The sequence below is a fragment of the Bacillus sp. RC251 genome, assembly GCF_044908765.1.
GTDB classification, from domain to species: domain Bacteria; phylum Bacillota; class Bacilli; order Bacillales; family Bacillaceae_G; genus Bacillus_A; species Bacillus_A wiedmannii.
The window spans coordinates 1,667,697-1,684,809 of sequence record NZ_JBIYDP010000001.1 but is presented as its reverse complement, the minus strand read 5'-3'; the positions used below and the strand labels follow the sequence as shown (position 1 = coordinate 1,684,809).

Sequence of the window (17,113 nt, the reverse complement as noted above, 5' to 3'; positions counted from 1 at the left end):
GCAATATAAAAAGAGCCCTATATGAGGACTCTTTTTATAATTAAGCTATCTTCCGATACAAATGTTGTGTTTCTTTTTTCTTTTCTGCTTTTGGTGGACGGATTAAAATCGAAATAATGAAGGAAATAACGCTTAAAACACCGATTATAATAAAGGTTGGTTGAAACCCACCAAGTAGTGCTCCGATGAATGCTCCTGCAAGCGCACCAAATCCGAAACCTTGGTAAACAATTCCGTAATTTGTACTATGATTTTTTAAGCCGAAGAAATCTCCGACAATGGCCGGGAATATTGTAATGTTACCACCAAAGCAGAAGGCAACACTTGCTACGCAAGCGAAATAAATGCCGTAATTTAGAGGAATGAAACTTAAAGTAAAGACTGACAATCCAATTATTATAAACGTTGCAGAAACAATTTTCATTCGGCCAATTTTATCTGATAACGTTCCAAGAACTATTCTACCTACCGTATTAAAAATTGCAATCATTGCAACGGCGTTAGCAGCAGTAGCTGCACTAAGTCCAACGAGCTGTACTCCGATATCTTTTACCATACCGATTAAATATAGTCCACCCATACACGATGTAAATAACATGAAAAACAAGAGATATACTTGTTTCGTTCGCATCATTTCACGAGGAGTATAGTCATTGTGTAATGTCTCAGTTACAGTATTACTTACAATTGCTTCACGTAAGAAGAACGATCCGGTTAATACTAAAAGTAGGACGATAATCCCCCAATATAAAAATGCTTGTGATACACCAAGACTATCGATAAGACTTCCGTTTATATATCTGAAAATTAAGCTGCCCATTCCATATGCCGAAACAGATATGCCAGAAATAAGTCCTTTTCGATTTGGAAACCATTTAATTAAATTAGATAGTGATGTAATATAAGCAGTTCCATCTGCATAACCAACAACAACACCAGCTAATAAATATAGTAATGGTAAGGAAGAAACTTGTGAACTAAGTATTAAACCAAGTCCCAGAACAATCCCTGCAGTAGCGATGAGTTTACGAAGTCCTAATTTTTGCTGCAACTTTCCTGCAAATAAGGTTGAGAATGATAATGAAAAACTTGTTATGGAGAAAGTTATCGCTACTGAATTGAGGTTCCATCCAAACTTACTAACAAGGGGTTGATTAAATAAACTCCATGTATAAATTGTTCCAAGGCCAATTTGAACAATAATTGTACCTAGAACAATTAGTAACGGATTTATAGAAGTTTGTTTCATACTAACTGTCCCCTTCTTTTATCTTGACATGAATTTTCACAGTTAGTATAACCATCATAAAAAGCAAGATACTGTGTGGAAAATGGAAATTAAGTTCAAATACACAAAAAGACACTTCATTATGAAGTGTCTTTTTGCAGGTTATATTAGATTTACTTAAAGAAAGCTTTGTTAAGATAAGACATTTTCAAATGCTTATGTATATATGATATCAAAAGACTTCTGTCATGTGATGGGACTTAAGATGTATTTTTCATTCGTCATATAGTCGGATGGATAAAAATTAATATTCGATTTCATCAAAATCCTTCGGCTGCGGTACCGTTTGCATATTAGCAGCATCTTTAGGATCGCTATAAATTGCATTTTGTTCTGTATTCACATCTTTTATATTTTGTTTTTTGTTTTTTGTTTTTATTCATTTTATCTTTCATTTTTTTCACTCCTTTTTCATTATAGGAGTAATTATGCCCTATTACCGTTACGAAATGTATCAGCGACTAAATTGCTAAATTCACGTAAATAATATAAATAATTATCACCGCCGTAGTTATATCTTTTATTATACATTTTCGCAACAACTACATTATATTCAGGTATTACTAATATAGTCGGTCCGGTAATTCCTAATATTTGATACGATCCTTTTGGAACGCGTTCACCAAGCTCGCTTAAAAGCGCAGGTTCATTTTGAACGAACCAAAATACCCCGTTTTGTGGTAGTTCATTGTTTGTAAATGTTGGACTCTGTAAACTTGTCGCAATTTCTATCACTTTTTTTGGAACAATTTGTTTCCCGTTTAATACACCTTGATTTAAATGAAGATTTCCCCAATAAGCAAATTCTCTAGCTGAAACAAACAGATTTTTTTCCGTACCGTCATCTACTGTACCAATTGCGCTAATTGCATCTTCATTTGGATCATTAACAACTTCAACTAAATTTTCATCTTGCTGAATTCTCCAACCTGTTTCTTTAAAGTTAGCTAGATCAAATACACGCTCCTTTAACAATTCGGGAAAACTTTTGTTATATAGCTTATAAATCAGATGTGTCATCATTCTTACATTAATATCTCTATACGCCCAAGCTTGTCCCGGTTCAAATTCACGAAAAATTGTCCCGTCATTCGTTTCTTCTAATCCGTGCGAATGTGTTACTAAATGTCTTATCGTTGTTTTACCAAGCAATACAGGATCAAAGTCTCTAAAATATTTTATTGCTGCATCATCAATAGATTTTATTTTCCCTTCGTAAAGTGCATATGCTACCATTAAACCTAAATAACTTTTTCTCGCAGAAGCAACGTTGAATTGTGAAGATGCTGTTACTCTCTTGTTTGTAGATATATTTGAGTGATAACCACTATAATGCTCTAGTACGATTTTATTATCTTTTATAATACAAAGTGCTGCTGCAGAACTATGATTTTTTTCTTTTATATTCTCTACCCAAGAAATCAACTTATCATATGTATACAAATAACTCCCCCTTAATACACATCGAAATTACAGCATGAAAGAAAAGTGCAAAACAATTTTCACACCTTTCTTTCATGTAAAATAGTTTTGATTTTCTATACCTAAATAATCCACCAGTTCCAGCAATTAAAGCAACCGAAACATCCTGCACACCCTACACATCCGCCGCAACGACCTGCACAACCACCACATCTGCCGCCACATCCGCCACAGCGACCACCACAACCTCCGCATCCACCGCAACGACGTGCATCGTCTTGAATGTAATAGTATGGATATTGATTTTGTAGTTGATCCCAATAAACAACATTACCAGTTTGATAATCATTAAGGTTTAATGATTGTAGTTCTTGTTGAAACTGATTCATTATAAAACCCTCCATTTATTAATGTAAATTCCGTCCAAATATTAAAGTTAATAAATTTTTGTAATTAAAGTAGAAACAAGACTATAGACTAAATGCGTACATCAACAAAATATGAACTTACACTAGGTGATGTACCTTGTTTTTTAGCCTATTTTCTTTATATTCATTCGATGGACGTATTTACTATAAATAAAGTGATTTAAAAATTACTAATCCAACAATTTAGTAGTTCATCACTTAACTTTCTTTTTAGTAATTCCTTCACTAAAGGCATTGGCATGATTTCATAATGATTTAAGGCTTCTTTATTATAATGTATCCAGTGAAATGCTAAATGGGACTCACTAGATTTCGGTGTTAAGTCTGTATGTAAATTTTGTGACTCTACTTCAAAAATGTGGTTAATTTCATGATGAAGCACTTCTTTATCTTGCCATTGATTTTCTATGACTCCTAAAAATTGTTGTATACTACAGTTTACTCCAAGTTCTTCTCTTAACTCTCTTATTAATGCATTCTCTGCTGATTCTCCGATTTCAATATGGCCCCCTGGCAAGAAATAATGATGGCCAATATATTCAGCAACTAATAATTTTTCATCTTTTATCATGACTGCTCGTACAATATGATGAAATTTACTTTTCAATTGATATTCCTCCTAATTATTCAATTTATAGTTGCTCAAAATATTCATTTAGTATAGGTATAATATAAATCATAGGTGTTTCATACGGATGAATTTCATTAATAACTTCAAGTGCATCTTTTACAAGTTCTCGTTTACACTTTATTTCAACTTTACATTCTTGTCCTTCGCATATTTGACCAATTTCTCCATTAAAAGGAGATGCCTCGTCTAACGCTCTCCAATATCCTTTCACTGAACTATAAGAAAGACAATGGTCATATTCGCCCGTTTTACATGCTCCAATTTTATTTAATTCACCCCTTAATGTTTCAATATATTCTTCAGGAATAAACACTTCAATTTTCACTTCATTAAATTGCATATTTCATTTCACGCCTTTACTTCATAATAGTTAAACGAATAAACGATATACTTGCTCACCATCATACTCCTGTTCTAATGATTGGAAACCATATCGTTCATATAATTTCTTTGCAGAGATATTATCTTTATGTACGGTTAATCTAATTTCTTTACACGATTTAAAAGTATTTTTTATTATATCAATACTTTCTTGTAATGCTGCTTTTCCATAACCATTTCCTTGCTGCGATTGATCAATAATAAATCCGTTAATCCAATACATATCCGATGTCTCTCTTACAACAGCATGCATAATAAAGCCAACTATAAGTTCACCATCATATATAGCAAATGGTATGTATTCTACATTGTCACCATCCGGTTTTATATATACTTTAGCAAGTGAAACCGCTACAGATGGAACAAATTTCAATTGATTCCCTTTAACTTGTAGCTTTAATGCTTCTTCCCAATTTTCTCTCGTAACAACCTTTAACTGGACATTCAATATTGTAAGCTCCTTTATATAGAGGATGTATGTTTATATTCAACGTAGTGAAATAATTCCCTTTTTCGACAACAACTTATAACATAATTTTTATAAAATCTTGAATGAATTTTTGTTCATCTATTTCTAATGCTATACGGGCTCCTTCAGACATAGAGCTAAGGCGAAAATCAGCAAATGTTTGTCCTTTCGTTTCTCCGTATGTATCTACATGTACGGTACGATGCACAAATTCAAAAAAACTTGGATTTACTAATCCACTTATTGCAACCACATCATGTAGCAAAGGCCCTTCGATAGATGGATTAAGTTTTTGGTATGCAGATAAATAGTAATCATACATTGGTTTCATTATCATATGAAATGGATTCTTTGTATTAGCTTGAATATAGTTAAATACATTTGGTGTTAATACAGCTTTGTTTGTTACATTTAAAGGGAATATTAATAAATTCTTTGCTTGATGGAAAACAATTTTACTTGCTATTGGATCACCATACACGTTTGCCTCCGCTAATGGTGTTACATTTCCTACTTCTAAAAAGACGCCACCCATGAAATAGATACCTTTTATATTTAGCATCAGGTCACTCCATAAATTAAAAGCAATTGCTAACGAGGTAGATCTCCCTACATCGACAATCGTTAAATCTTTTCCGTACTTTATAAGAATGGAAGCGATACTACCAAAATTGTATATTGGAATAGATAATACGCTTTCTGGAACATGGATGGGTCCTAATCCTTCTGAACCGTGAATTTCAGGGTAGTACGTAGTAATTTCTTCTGTAAGTGGTTTTGTTGCACCACTAATGACAGGAATGTCTTGTCTATTTGCTAACTGTAAAATATACGCTGCATTATGTGCAGCATGTATATGCTCAACATTTCCGTATCCAGTTACAATACCGACGATTTCAATTTCGGGATGCAGTAAACCATACATAATGGCAAATGAGTCATCAATACCTGGGTCTCCGAAAAATAATACTTTTTCCAAGAAATACTCTCCCCTCAAAAAAATAGATTCATCAATAACTATGTATATGAAAAAAGCAAGTATATCTATGCAAAGTTTAAAATGGATAGTGTTTTACAAGTTATAAAAAAGGAACTAGCATATGCTAATTCCTTGTCCTAAGTAACTATTCTCAAATTTGATTATTTATCGTATCCTTCATACATTTCATCATTTATTATATTTTGTGTTTTTTTATCATCAGGTACAGGCTTCCACCAATTTCCTGTAATAAATAACATAGTTAATAAATTATAACTATCACTAAAATAGCTTTCTCTCTTATTCTTCATCCAATCCCAACCGCTATTTACCCACTTTTGATTATTACTACTTGTTATACTTGCTGCAATAAACGGTGAAACAAATACAGCAGTTGGATAACTACCAATATTGGATCCGTTTAATTGATAACCATCCACAATTTTAGAAGGATTTCCATTCGTTTTATTTTGAATCCATGAGGAGACTTTATCAGAAATGACTTTACTTCTTTTCTCGCCATACATCGCATAGTCCATTACAATTCTCAATGGTACCCGACTAGCATTGTAATAATATGCATTTGTATATTCTGACTCATCTAAGAAGTCTTTAGGTGCGGGTTGTGGTGGGTTTTTTACAACAAAATCTGAAATAAGTCCTGTATTTTGAGAGTACTTATTACTAAATTGCGTATAAACATCGTACAAATTATTAATAACAGTAAGCCAAGTTTTATCACCTGTAAATTCATAAAATGCTCTAAGGTGTGACATCATCCAATCAGATGGTCTCGTATCAAGTGAACTTTTAGAGTCCCAATCTCCTAAATTTAGTCGATTATTATTTGTAACATTACTAGCTTTAATACCTTTTGTAATCATGTCTTGTGCTTCTTTCAAATAATTAACCGTTCCATTTGATCCCCACTGCTTATGAGCAAGAAGAAGAGAATACGCAATATCTAAATCCCCATCAGTAGCAGAATCAAAATGGCCTTGTGCTTTTTTACTATCTGCGACAACCCATCCCATTAAATTAGGATTTTGAGAGCTTTTAAAAGTTCTTGCTGTTTTAAATAAACCGTCATAGATTTTTTGAGCATTCGAATCATAACCAGCCATTAATACTGTAATTATCATCCCATACCCTTGACCTTCTGAAGTTCCAAGTGGCTTAAACCCATCAGCATCACCCGTAATCTCTCCTTTTACGTAATAACCACCAGGTAAAGAAGATAAATCATTTTTCAAATATTTCTTTTTCCAATTATCGTAGTAACTTCTTACAGAAGCATTTAAACTTTCCTGTGTAACATGATTCGGTTTTATAACACCTGCATAATTAACTTGCTGGGGAAATGGTTTCATTTCTTTTACAGCAGCTACTTGTTGATTAACTATGGGAATAGAAGTTTGTACTGAATTGTCCGTTCCATTTGCTGCGAAACTAGAATTAGAAAAACTAGCTAGTCCGATTCCTATAATAGAAATACATGTGAAAATTTTTCTTTTTCCATTCATTATGTTGTCATCTCCTTTTAAAATGCTTACTACATAAAATGTAACATACAATATTTAACTGAAATACAAAATATTATATTTATCAACAAAAGAAAGTATAATAAAGTGGTTATGGAATGAGTTTATATTGATTTATTATTTACTAGAGTTGTATATTTTTCTTTTTTTGATAGTGCTATATGAGTAATTAAAACTCCAAGTATAGTAATTCCCCCGCCAATTATTGAAACAAAAGTCGGTACTTCACCTAACCATAACCAAGCAATAAAACATGCAGTTACTGGAGTTAAATATAGAGAACTTGTTGCCTCAGCAGCACCAGAATGAGATATGATATACGCCAATGCGATATATGGGAGTACTGTTGGAAATAAACCTAAATATATAACACTCATATTCACTTCAAGAGGAGCTGCTAGTATTTCTGTATACACTCCCGGCGAGAAAATAAGCATACATACAGTGCTAGATAAAATTGTATATATAGTAAATGGCAAGAAGCCATACTTTTTCAAGTAAGAAGTTTGGAAAACAAAAAATAAGCTTTCTGAAATCGCTGCTAATAAAATAAATAATCCTCCACTATTCAATTGAATAGCATCTCCTTGACTAAATGATATGAAAGCAATTCCTATAAAACTAATTACACCACCGATCCAACCATTTAATTTCATTTTTTCATTCAAAAAAACAGATGCAAAAATAGCCGTTACTATAGGTGTGACTGAAACAATTAAACTTGCAGATCCAGCATTTACTGTTTTTTCGCCGTAGTTTAATGCAATGTGATAAACAGTAAATCCTAAAGCACCAAATATAAAAATTGCTGGGATATCCTTTAAGTCCGGCAGTCGTAACTTGTATATAAAAGAAAACAACAGAAGAATAAATGAAGCAATTAATAAACGTAGTAAAGTAAGGTGCTCAGGTGTATAAGATTCGAGCCCCATGCGAATTGCTGGAAAGGCAGTCCCCCATATTAAAATCGTAAAAGCATGAGCATAAATAATCCGAAAGTCCCATTTTTTATAATTCATGTTTTTTCTCCCCCTTCAAACCAACCACTTTATAATTACCAATTATTTCTTTTCATCATATTTAATAGTTGTTACAATGTCTTCAACCAGTTATTTATCGTAAAAACCAACCACTTGGCATTTGTAAAGTGAACGAGGGAGTTTTTTTATGACAACTAATAAAAAACTGCCTAAGTATCGGCAGATAGTAAACTTTATGAAAGAAAAAATTGAAAATGGAGAATGGCCTATTGGAAGTAAGATTCCTAGTCAACGGCAGTTAGCCAAATTATTTCATGTAAATCGAAGTACTGTAATAACTGCGCTAGATGAACTTATGGCAGATGGATTGATTCAAGGGAAAATTGGAGCAGGAACAATTGTAACAAATAATACATGGTCATTATTAGCGACGAATCCCCCGCCTGATTGGAGTGACTATGTAAAAGCTGGTATTCACAAACCTAGCAAGTTAATGGTACGAGAAATCAATGAAGCAGAAGCAAATAAAGAACTTATCCATCTTAGTAAAGGTGAACTTGCGCCTCAAATTTTCCCGCTAGAAACTATGCAGTCTATTATGAAAAGCGTAAGTGACGAAATAGATTATTTTGGATACGAAGAACAAAAAGGTTTTTTGCCGTTACGTGAAGCAATTAGTAAATACGTCAAATCATTCGGAATACATACTTCAGCCAGTTCTATATTAATTGTCTCTGGTGCATTACAAGCACTCCAATTAATATCAATTGGTCTTTTACATCGAGAATCAACCGTTTTACTTGAACAACCTTCTTACTTATATTCACTTCATGTATTTCAATCAGCAAATATAAATCTATCTGGTATATGTATGGATAATCACGGTATTTTACCTAACGAATTATTAAAACGTATTAAATACAGTCAAAAGAAAAACATTTTATACTCTATCCCTAGTTTTCAAAACCCAACAGGGGCATTAATGTCTCAAGAACGAAGAAAAGAAATAATAAAAATATGTGAAAAGGAACAGTTACCTATAATTGAAGATGATATTTACCGCGAGTTATGGATTGATGAACCACCTCCACCTCCTTTAAAGTCGATAGATAAACATGGACATGTATTATATGTTGGTAGTCTTTCTAAAACACTTAGCCCAGGACTTAGAATTGGATGGATCATTGGACCCGAACCAGTTATTGATAGATTGTCAGATATAAAAATGCAAACAGACTATGGATCGAGCTCTTTATCTCAAAGAGTTGCTGCTGAATGGATAAAAAAAGGTTTTTATGAAGAACATGTAGCAAACGTAAGAATTCAATTAAAAGAACGAAGACAAATCATGATACAAGCTTTAAATAAGTATTGTTCAGATGTTGCGGCGTGGGATATTCCTACTGGTGGATTTTTTATATGGCTAAAGGTTGTACCTAACATTCCGATGAAGAAATTATTTTCAGAGGCGCTATCAAAAGGAATTCTTTTAAACCCAGGACGTATTTATGAAGAAGAATCAAATCAATACATTCGTTTATCATATGGATATGCTTCTCCAGAGCAAATGACTAGCGGGATTAAATTACTAAGTGAATTAATTCGTAAGCTCATGGCATAACAAAAACTCCTCTTTTATCTATAGAGGAGTTTTTGTGTATCTTATTTACCACAATCTCATTTCCTGCCCTAACAAAATAAGTTCCTCATAAGGATCTCCGTCAATATTTAATATTTGAGCAAAAGCAGGTTCTGTTTTTAAACCGTTCTCTTTTAAGCGAAGAATTTCTTCCCTTATATGGGGATGCTGCATTAATAGCATATGCTCTACTATCATATGTCTATATGCATTTTGATTACGCACTGGCTTAGGCTGAGCAAATAATTCAAATTCAAAACCTTCAAATTTAAAATTTACCTTTATCGATTCAATATTTTTCATTTTTTTCTTTTTTATTTTGAACCCTTCATAAGAACCATATAAAGATCTCATTTCTTGTTCAAAAACATCAAAGTTATGTACTTCCATTACTATATCTAAGTCAGATTGAAGAGTATCAATTCTTATAGGGATTGTCCCACAAAGAACGGGACTATACAAAGCTAAATCCTCCATAATATTTAGTTTGTTCAAAACATCATATACCTTTTGTTGCTTGTCATTCCCTGATTGTAAATATGTAATAGATGTAAACATGAAAGTCTCTCCTTCATTTCACGTAATACGTGTCTCACTAAATTCAAGAAAAATTTGTCCGATTAAACTTGTTCTAGAAGCATCTTTATTTCACTATATTAAGGCGAATAAACAATATGTTTCAACTTTTCTCCTATACTGCAATACTATAAAAATAAAAAAGGAGGAATTATTATGAGCATTTTCAACGTTCTTTTAACCATCCACATATTATTTGGAACAATATGTTTAATCACCGGTATTGTAGCGATGGTGGCTCAGAAGAAGAAAGGAAAACATACGGAATGGGGTGAAATATATCATGCATCCTATGTTGTAATCACCGTTACCGCAATTATATTATCCATTATAAACTGGGATAAAATCGCATATTTATTTTATGTAGCAATTTTCTCTTATTCATTTGCGATATATGGATACCTCGCACGAAAAAAACGTTGGAAAAATTGGCTCCATCACCATATTAGAGGTATGTTAGGTTCTTATATTGGTGCCGTTACCGCACTTTTAGTAAACGTTGGTATTCATATTCCCATAATTAATTTATTACCGCCTATATGGTTTTGGTTTTTACCTACATTAATCGGTATTCCTCTCGTAGTCAGTGTATCAAAAAAATATAAAAAGCGTAGTTAAAATTCATTACAATTTCGTTACTTTCTAATGGTAATTACAAAAAATCATACTCAATGTAATATTTTATTAACAAATTCAAATTACTTTAAGTTCGTCACTTGGAGCTAAATAAAAAGAATCCAATAAAAATATTGGATTCTTTTTCGGATTTCATTTCAATATCGACTCTATGTATTCAATGATGTTACCATTTGGACCACAAACTATCTTTGTATACTTGTGGGTACTTGTTGTATTGATTCAGTGATAATTACACCATTATAATTCAAGATTGTAATAACGAATGTAAACGATCCGGGTAATTCGTAAACATCCCGTCAACTCCCCATAGAAGTAACTTTTTCATATCTTTTTCATTATCTACAGTAAATGGATGAACTTCTAATCCGTGTTTCTTTATTCTCTTTACATAAGCTGAATCAATATATTTATAGTTCATCCCAATACCGATACAGTATGTTTTATACTTTTTTATCTCTAATTCAGTTAATTGAACTGCCTTTTTGTAAGGTAGTAATTGTACTAGAGGTATATGAACATCTAAACTATGAATTTTTTGCAAACTTACTTTACTAAATGATTGAATAATAACTTTATCACTTATTTCGTAGTGCTGTATAATTTCTAATAACTTTTCTTCCATACCGGGATATTCATCTGGCGATTTTGTTTCAATGTAATAATTAGTACTATTCCTGAACGTTTCAATAATTTCCTCTAGTGTTGGAACTGTAGCATCCTCAAATTCTTTCTTTTCTAAAGCTGGATGCTTTTCATTGAAAAAAGAACCTACATTTAGTTGCTTTATTTCTTCTAATGTATGTTCCTTAACTAGCCCCTTACCATTTGTAGTGCGGTTTACTGTTTCATCATGCATAGCTACTAAATGTCCATCTTTTGTCATTTGAAGATCAATTTCTATATAATCTCCTTTTAATTGTTGTCCTAGTTTATAAGCTTGTATTGTATGTTCCGGCGCATACGCAGAAGCTCCTCTATGTGCAATGTTTTTTATACGATTTGATTGATTAATAGCTTTTGTGTACTTAAGTTCATTTACTTTATGAAAAGAAAAAGTGACTATTACTATAAAGGTGAAAATGATTGTAACGATATATATTTTTTTCATAATGATGTATTAACTCCTACATGAAAGCAATTTAGATTGAATAATTTATTCAATTAAACGTCTATTTTCAAATACAGTCATTTGTCCAACAGATTGAAAACCAGCCTTTTTATAAATATTAATCCCATCAGGTGAAGCTTGTAATACGCATTGAGAAACGTTTAATTCCTTTGCTTCTTGTAGCAAGTAATTAAACATAGTAGAGCCAAATCCTTGCCCTCTCATTTCTTCTTTCGTTGCTATATCATAAATACCAATACTATCTTTTGTACATACTAATGAACCAACAGATACGACTTCATTTTTAAAAATCCCTAAATATAGTTTCATATTCTCACTATTCCATAAATCGAAAGAAGCAGTTTTATTGTAGAATGCTTGTACATGTGTACCTTCCTCTGAAGTACCAAATAGATTAGCTAACGTTTCTCCAAACTTTTTGATGTGTCCTGAAGAAGATGCTTTTTGTATCGTAAAACCTTTTGTCATGTTTATTAATGGATGAATTGTTTTTAAGTCTGCTATCATCGCGATATTTTGTTCTGCTTCTTTTAAGCCAAGTTTTATTAATTCGCTTTTTATAGTCTGCTCATGTCTATCATCCCAAAACCAAACACTCATTGGAAATTTCTTTTGATTATAGTTGTTTACCACTTTATATAGTTTCTCAATACCTTCCGTTAAATTATTGTTTAGTATAGTAATGATATTAAATGTATCTGCCGGTAAACCACAGTCGACAGCAATGTAATCCTTCGTTTCTTTTACATTCATTCCATGTATCTGCCGCGCAATATATGAGGTTTTATATGTGAAGTTATCTATTAGTAACTGTTTATAATTCATTCATTTTGCTCCTTTCATAAAAATTCGTTTTCGAATTCTTCAGTATTAAATATAACACATAAGAAATGTATCTATTTCTATAAAAATATCTCTATACATCACTCTTTTTGCCCTAAAAGAATTAAAAATGATATAACGTTGTCGGAATGAAAAAAGTGGTATATAATAAATAGTAACATTACTAGTAATTATTTTAGGTATTCCTAGAATAAAGGAGCGATACATATGAAAATTACTATTTATTTCGGAAGTCATGAAGATCAAGATGTTCGTACTATGGACTGTCATTTAGATGTAGAAGATGCAGAAGAGATCGTTTCTGTATCATAATATAAATTGTTGGGATGAACCCTCTTCCCTACAGCGTTTAAGGCACCTTTTATAGGTGTCTTTTTTGTTGTTTTTTTCGTCAAAAACCCTTTACTTTAGAGCGTTTTAATAGTAAAATATAAATATACGAACAAACGTTCTTTTTATTTTAATTGTACATGAAGGGATGATTTTTACAATGGCTCAAGCAAAGCGCAGAGGAAGAAAAAAGCAAACACCTATCATTTCAAATACAGGCTTTATCGGCTCTGTCTTTATTGATACATTGGAGTTACAAAAGAAATCCTATTATTTCGCTCGTAAAAAACTTCAAATTGTTCATCACGTACTTGATGGCCTCTCTGGGGCAACAAGTTCTCTATTTAAAGAACATAACATTTCAGCATACATGTCATGTGTGTATTTACATAAACAAAAGAAAATCGGCTTTGTTCTTTCAACGAAACCATTTGAACAAAGTGACGGTGTTGCTTACTTTATAAATTATTTAATCGAAAAGAATTTTTACGGTAATGACGAAGATGTAGAATATCAAGAAGTATTTAATACAGGTTTTATCGGTGTAGTATTCGCTGATTTATGTAGCATAGATCGCTTTAATTTCGAGTTTGAAATGGGTATGTTAACGAAATTAATGAAAGATATGATTATTCCGGTTAAAGAACTCTTTTTACGCCATAATGTACCGGCCTACATCTCCACTTCTCATTTAGAGGAACAAAACAAATTAGGTTTCGTTCTATCTGTAAAACCATATGATGAACGTGCAGAAGCAGATTTATATTTTGAGGCGTATTTAAAAGAACGCGGGTTATTTAATGGTGATGAAGAAGATGATATTGATAAGATTGTTATTAGAAAAACAGCTGAATTACGATAGAAAAGCGCAGGATGATGATCCTGCGCTTTTTATAATTTATGAAACTGATTTACTAAATAAACGGTATTAGTTTTTTTGTTTTCTGTTTATACACTGTAAATTGTTCACCGTACTTATTCTGTAAGTAATCATCAGATTGCGGAATATAGTCAAAAACAAATACAAAGAATAGGCCTATAGGAATTCACAAACTATAAATTTCGTTTTATAGTATTTGCTTTTCTTAGCTTGAAAGAGGTAGCAGTATCCATTCTATACATAATCTAAGAATCTACTAAGCACTATAATCTTTCGAATGAACCTCTAATATGAAACGATTTGATGAAACTTTAATTACTATTAAATATAAGAATCCCCCTACAATTGGAATGGTGTACGCTGGGATATAATTTAATAATAGACCAGATAGTGCCATTGCTATAGGGAGCATCATTTTACCTATACTTAATCCAATGCTGAGAACCCTTCCCCTGTATTCATCGGGAATCTCATTTTGCATGAAATAAATTAAAGGAATATCAATTAGCGCTATAATAAACCCTAAAAAGATCATAACAACACAATACGTAATAACGAATACTAAATCATTCACTTCAAAACTTTTGAATAAAACTGGAATTCCTAAAATAATCATAAAAACTGACAACATAGAACTTAGTTTTTTCAAAAGATAAGAGTAAGAAAAACGATCAGTTATCTTTTTTACTACAATTGCACCAATTATCATCCCTACTGGAAAAGTCCCTTGAATGATACCAAATTGCTTAGAACCAAGATTGAGTACTGTGTTAATAATGTATGGCAATGGAACAGTTACAGCAAAGCCTAAGAAGAAATTAAACGAAATTAAAATATGAAACGTATTCTTTAAGCTTTCCTTTTCAAGTAAGTAAGAAACCCCCTCTTTTATATCTTTAATAAAATTAACTCTTCTTTTTGCATTTTCCTCATTTATATTACACTCGAACAGTTTAAAGTGAATAAATAGTAATGCTATCCCGGAAAGAATAAATGAAATACCGTTTATAATGATAAAAGTTTTAATATCAAATACTGAAAAAACGATACCACCTAACATAGGGCCAAGAATTAAAGATACAGAATCGATAATTTTACTTATAGAATTAATACTCATAAGCCTCTCTTTAGAGACGATATTCGGTTTCGCAGCTTCTAACCCTATTCCAAAAAAGGTTGTAAATACCGTCATAAGAAATGTAGTAGTATAAATGATGAATAAATTTAATCCATAGTGGCTGCTTACTATATAAACAGCTATTAATAAGCAGCCACTAAGTAGATCCATACAAACGACGAGTTTCTTTTTATCAACTTTATCAGCAATTACACCAGCAAATGGATTCATAACAATCATTGGAATCGTTCCTAATATGAGCGTAATTGCGAAATTTAACGCAGATCCAGTTATTTGTAAAACATATAATCCTAATGCGAAACTATACATAGCGGTACCAAATATTGATACTGTTTTTGCAATTGAATATAAACAAATATTTCTTAGTTCTTGGTTTCTTTTATTATTTTCTATATGTAATCGTAAACTTCCCATCACTTTTCCCCCTGCCTAATTTTGTGTTACGTACATTGTAAGTTCTTGGGTCAACCCAATCGCAATATGTACTATTTGAAAAGTTTTCAGGGAAAATAAATAAAAGATGGGGTTAACCCCATCTTTTTCCGAAAAATGAATATGTATAAATTTCTTCTCCTTGAACAAAGAAATCCTCGTACTTTCCTCCTCGTTTCAAATAATTTGAAGTACTTTCATCGATGGATTGAAAGTGTAGATTTTGGATTTCTTTCGTTACTTTTGAAAGTGTAAAATTTTCTCGAAAGTTATTTTTAATTTGGCTATTTGAGCTGAAATTTTTAAATAAAATAAATAAACTTACTAAATAACAATCCGTTTTAAAAAGTGGATTTAATTCGCGAAGTAAAAAATCCTCATGCTCAAAACTATAATTGCTCGTACCAGAATGATCAATTACAATATCAACTGACTGATTCTGAATAGGGATATTCAAAAAATCAGCACAGATAAAGAGAATGTTTCTTTTCGGATTTCTTCTCGCTAATACATCTTTTAAAAATAAAAGTTTATTTAAATCTCGATCCACTGCAATGTATAGGCAATCTTCGGGCAGTTCTTCATAAATGTTTCTCAAAAAGAATCCAAGTCCCGATCCTAAATCCAGTATTAATTTGTTATTTAAATTTAAATGTATTAGTTTCTTTTTCGCCCATTCCCCTTCTCTATGCATATTTTCCAAATAAGCATTATCAGTTTCATGAATATAATCCGAAATAGTATCTTCAAGTGACGTTTGCTCATTTAATTTAAATGATTTACCAGCAGTTATAATTCCTGAAGTAATAATGTATTCTTCACCACAATTACAAAGTAACCTCCCCTCAGTAATTTGATTGTTATTAATAATTCCATCTTGAAGAATTAGTTTTTTACTACACTTAGAACATGTAAGCAAATGCAGTACGCTTAAATCTATCCCTATAATTGAATTTGAAGTTTCATTTGTTAATAATAAATCATGTAACACTTTCTTTAATTTATCCCGCCTCTTCACCAAAATTTCTATTTCCTGTTCCATCTTGTCATATTTCAATTTAAATAAAGATTGGTAAAAAGGATCATTTTCGTAATTCATAGATTTCGCTAATTTTTTATAAAAAAATAGTTCTTTAATTTCATTCAAGCTAAATCCTAGATCTTTGTAATATAATATAAGTTCTAAATCTGTTTGACAATACTCATCAAAAAAATAATGCGATCCCTTTCTTTCAGGAATAATGAGGCTGAGATCCATATAATGTCTAATTGTATCAATACTTATGTTATTTACTTCTCCAAACTTACCAATTTTCATAATACCCCTACCATTTGTATATATTTTTATATAGATTTCTATTTTTATATTTAAAAACCCTTTAAACTTT

Annotated in this window: 17 protein-coding genes and 1 pseudogene; 3 read left to right on the top strand and 15 right to left on the bottom strand. The window is 31.7% G+C overall.

The annotated features are described in order from the left end of the window. Positions 1-40: 40 nt before the first annotated feature. The 9 genes from ABH961_RS08450 to ABH961_RS08410 all read right to left on the bottom strand — a co-directional run bounded on the left by ABH961_RS08450 (position 41) and on the right by ABH961_RS08410 (position 8,158). On the bottom strand, positions 41-1,249 hold the full coding sequence (locus ABH961_RS08450; protein WP_404519224.1) for an L-lactate MFS transporter: 1,209 nt from the start codon (positions 1,247-1,249) through the stop codon (positions 41-43). Positions 1,250-1,714: 465 nt separating this feature from the next. Further along, a complete protein-coding gene (locus ABH961_RS08445) occupies positions 1,715-2,731 on the bottom strand; it encodes a serine hydrolase domain-containing protein (protein ID WP_098067903.1) in 1,017 nt (338 codons plus the stop codon). 101 nt (positions 2,732-2,832) lie between these two features. Beyond that, complete coding sequence (locus tag ABH961_RS08440; protein WP_048547194.1) at positions 2,833-3,099, bottom strand: heterocycloanthracin/sonorensin family bacteriocin; 267 nt, start codon at positions 3,097-3,099, stop codon at positions 2,833-2,835. Positions 3,100-3,298: 199 nt separating this feature from the next. Further along, positions 3,299-3,745 (bottom strand): NUDIX domain-containing protein, encoded by a 447-nt coding sequence (locus ABH961_RS08435; RefSeq protein ID WP_048547193.1) that lies wholly within the window; start codon positions 3,743-3,745, stop codon positions 3,299-3,301. Between the two features lie 25 nt (positions 3,746-3,770). Next, positions 3,771-4,109: a divalent cation tolerance protein CutA gene (gene cutA, locus ABH961_RS08430; protein ID WP_048547191.1), complete on the bottom strand. Its 339-nt coding sequence runs from the start codon at positions 4,107-4,109 to the stop codon at positions 3,771-3,773. Between the two features lie 30 nt (positions 4,110-4,139). Continuing rightward, positions 4,140-4,598, bottom strand: a complete 459-nt coding sequence (locus ABH961_RS08425; RefSeq protein WP_098047640.1) for a GNAT family N-acetyltransferase — start codon at positions 4,596-4,598, stop codon at positions 4,140-4,142. 76 nt (positions 4,599-4,674) lie between these two features. Beyond that, positions 4,675-5,598, bottom strand: a complete 924-nt coding sequence (locus ABH961_RS08420) for a nucleoside hydrolase (RefSeq protein ID WP_098047639.1) — start codon at positions 5,596-5,598, stop codon at positions 4,675-4,677. A gap of 161 nt (positions 5,599-5,759) precedes the next feature. Then, positions 5,760-7,121, bottom strand: a complete 1,362-nt coding sequence (locus ABH961_RS08415) for a family 8 glycosyl hydrolase (RefSeq protein ID WP_098067900.1) — start codon at positions 7,119-7,121, stop codon at positions 5,760-5,762. A 122-nt stretch (positions 7,122-7,243) separates the two neighbouring features. Then, complete coding sequence (locus ABH961_RS08410; RefSeq protein ID WP_048547183.1) at positions 7,244-8,158, bottom strand: DMT family transporter; 915 nt, start codon at positions 8,156-8,158, stop codon at positions 7,244-7,246. A gap of 148 nt (positions 8,159-8,306) precedes the next feature. Between ABH961_RS08410 and pdxR the strand changes: the two genes are divergently transcribed. Next, positions 8,307-9,740 carry a MocR-like pyridoxine biosynthesis transcription factor PdxR gene (pdxR, locus tag ABH961_RS08405; RefSeq protein WP_098077388.1) on the top strand — a complete coding sequence of 478 codons (1,434 nt, stop codon included), beginning with the start codon at positions 8,307-8,309 and terminating at the stop codon, positions 9,738-9,740. Positions 9,741-9,785: 45 nt separating this feature from the next. On the opposite strand, the gene ABH961_RS08400 is transcribed toward pdxR, so the two are convergent. After that, on the bottom strand, positions 9,786-10,316 hold the full coding sequence (locus ABH961_RS08400) for a DUF4269 domain-containing protein (protein WP_098047636.1): 531 nt from the start codon (positions 10,314-10,316) through the stop codon (positions 9,786-9,788). Between the two features lie 174 nt (positions 10,317-10,490). Here ABH961_RS08400 and ABH961_RS08395 point away from each other — a divergent pair, with 174 nt between their 5' ends. Further along, positions 10,491-10,952, top strand: coding sequence for a DUF2306 domain-containing protein (locus ABH961_RS08395; protein WP_048547178.1), 462 nt, complete (start codon positions 10,491-10,493; stop codon positions 10,950-10,952). A gap of 265 nt (positions 10,953-11,217) precedes the next feature. Here ABH961_RS08395 and ABH961_RS08390 read toward each other — a convergent pair whose 3' ends face one another. Both ABH961_RS08390 and ABH961_RS08385 read right to left on the bottom strand, forming a co-directional pair. After that, positions 11,218-12,081, bottom strand: coding sequence for a glycerophosphodiester phosphodiesterase (locus ABH961_RS08390; protein WP_404519222.1), 864 nt, complete (start codon positions 12,079-12,081; stop codon positions 11,218-11,220). A 45-nt stretch (positions 12,082-12,126) separates the two neighbouring features. Further along, positions 12,127-12,927: a GNAT family N-acetyltransferase gene (locus ABH961_RS08385; protein ID WP_098721268.1), complete on the bottom strand. Its 801-nt coding sequence runs from the start codon at positions 12,925-12,927 to the stop codon at positions 12,127-12,129. Positions 12,928-13,423: 496 nt separating this feature from the next. Here ABH961_RS08385 and ABH961_RS08380 point away from each other — a divergent pair, with 496 nt between their 5' ends. Beyond that, positions 13,424-14,137, top strand: coding sequence for a hypothetical protein (locus ABH961_RS08380; RefSeq protein WP_095205749.1), 714 nt, complete (start codon positions 13,424-13,426; stop codon positions 14,135-14,137). 52 nt (positions 14,138-14,189) lie between these two features. Here the strand turns inward: ABH961_RS08380 and ABH961_RS30065 are convergent. From ABH961_RS30065 to ABH961_RS08370, 3 genes and pseudogenes are all read right to left on the bottom strand, one after another. After that, positions 14,190-14,321, bottom strand: a pseudogene (locus ABH961_RS30065) (methyltransferase family protein); the annotation flags it as partial. Positions 14,322-14,411: 90 nt separating this feature from the next. Then, positions 14,412-15,707, bottom strand: coding sequence for an MFS transporter (locus ABH961_RS08375; RefSeq protein WP_098630736.1), 1,296 nt, complete (start codon positions 15,705-15,707; stop codon positions 14,412-14,414). Between the two features lie 112 nt (positions 15,708-15,819). After that, the gene (locus ABH961_RS08370; protein WP_048547171.1) at positions 15,820-17,043 is read right to left on the bottom strand and encodes a methyltransferase domain-containing protein; all 1,224 of its coding nucleotides are present in this window, start codon (positions 17,041-17,043) and stop codon (positions 15,820-15,822) included. Between the last annotated feature and the right edge of the window lie 70 nt (positions 17,044-17,113).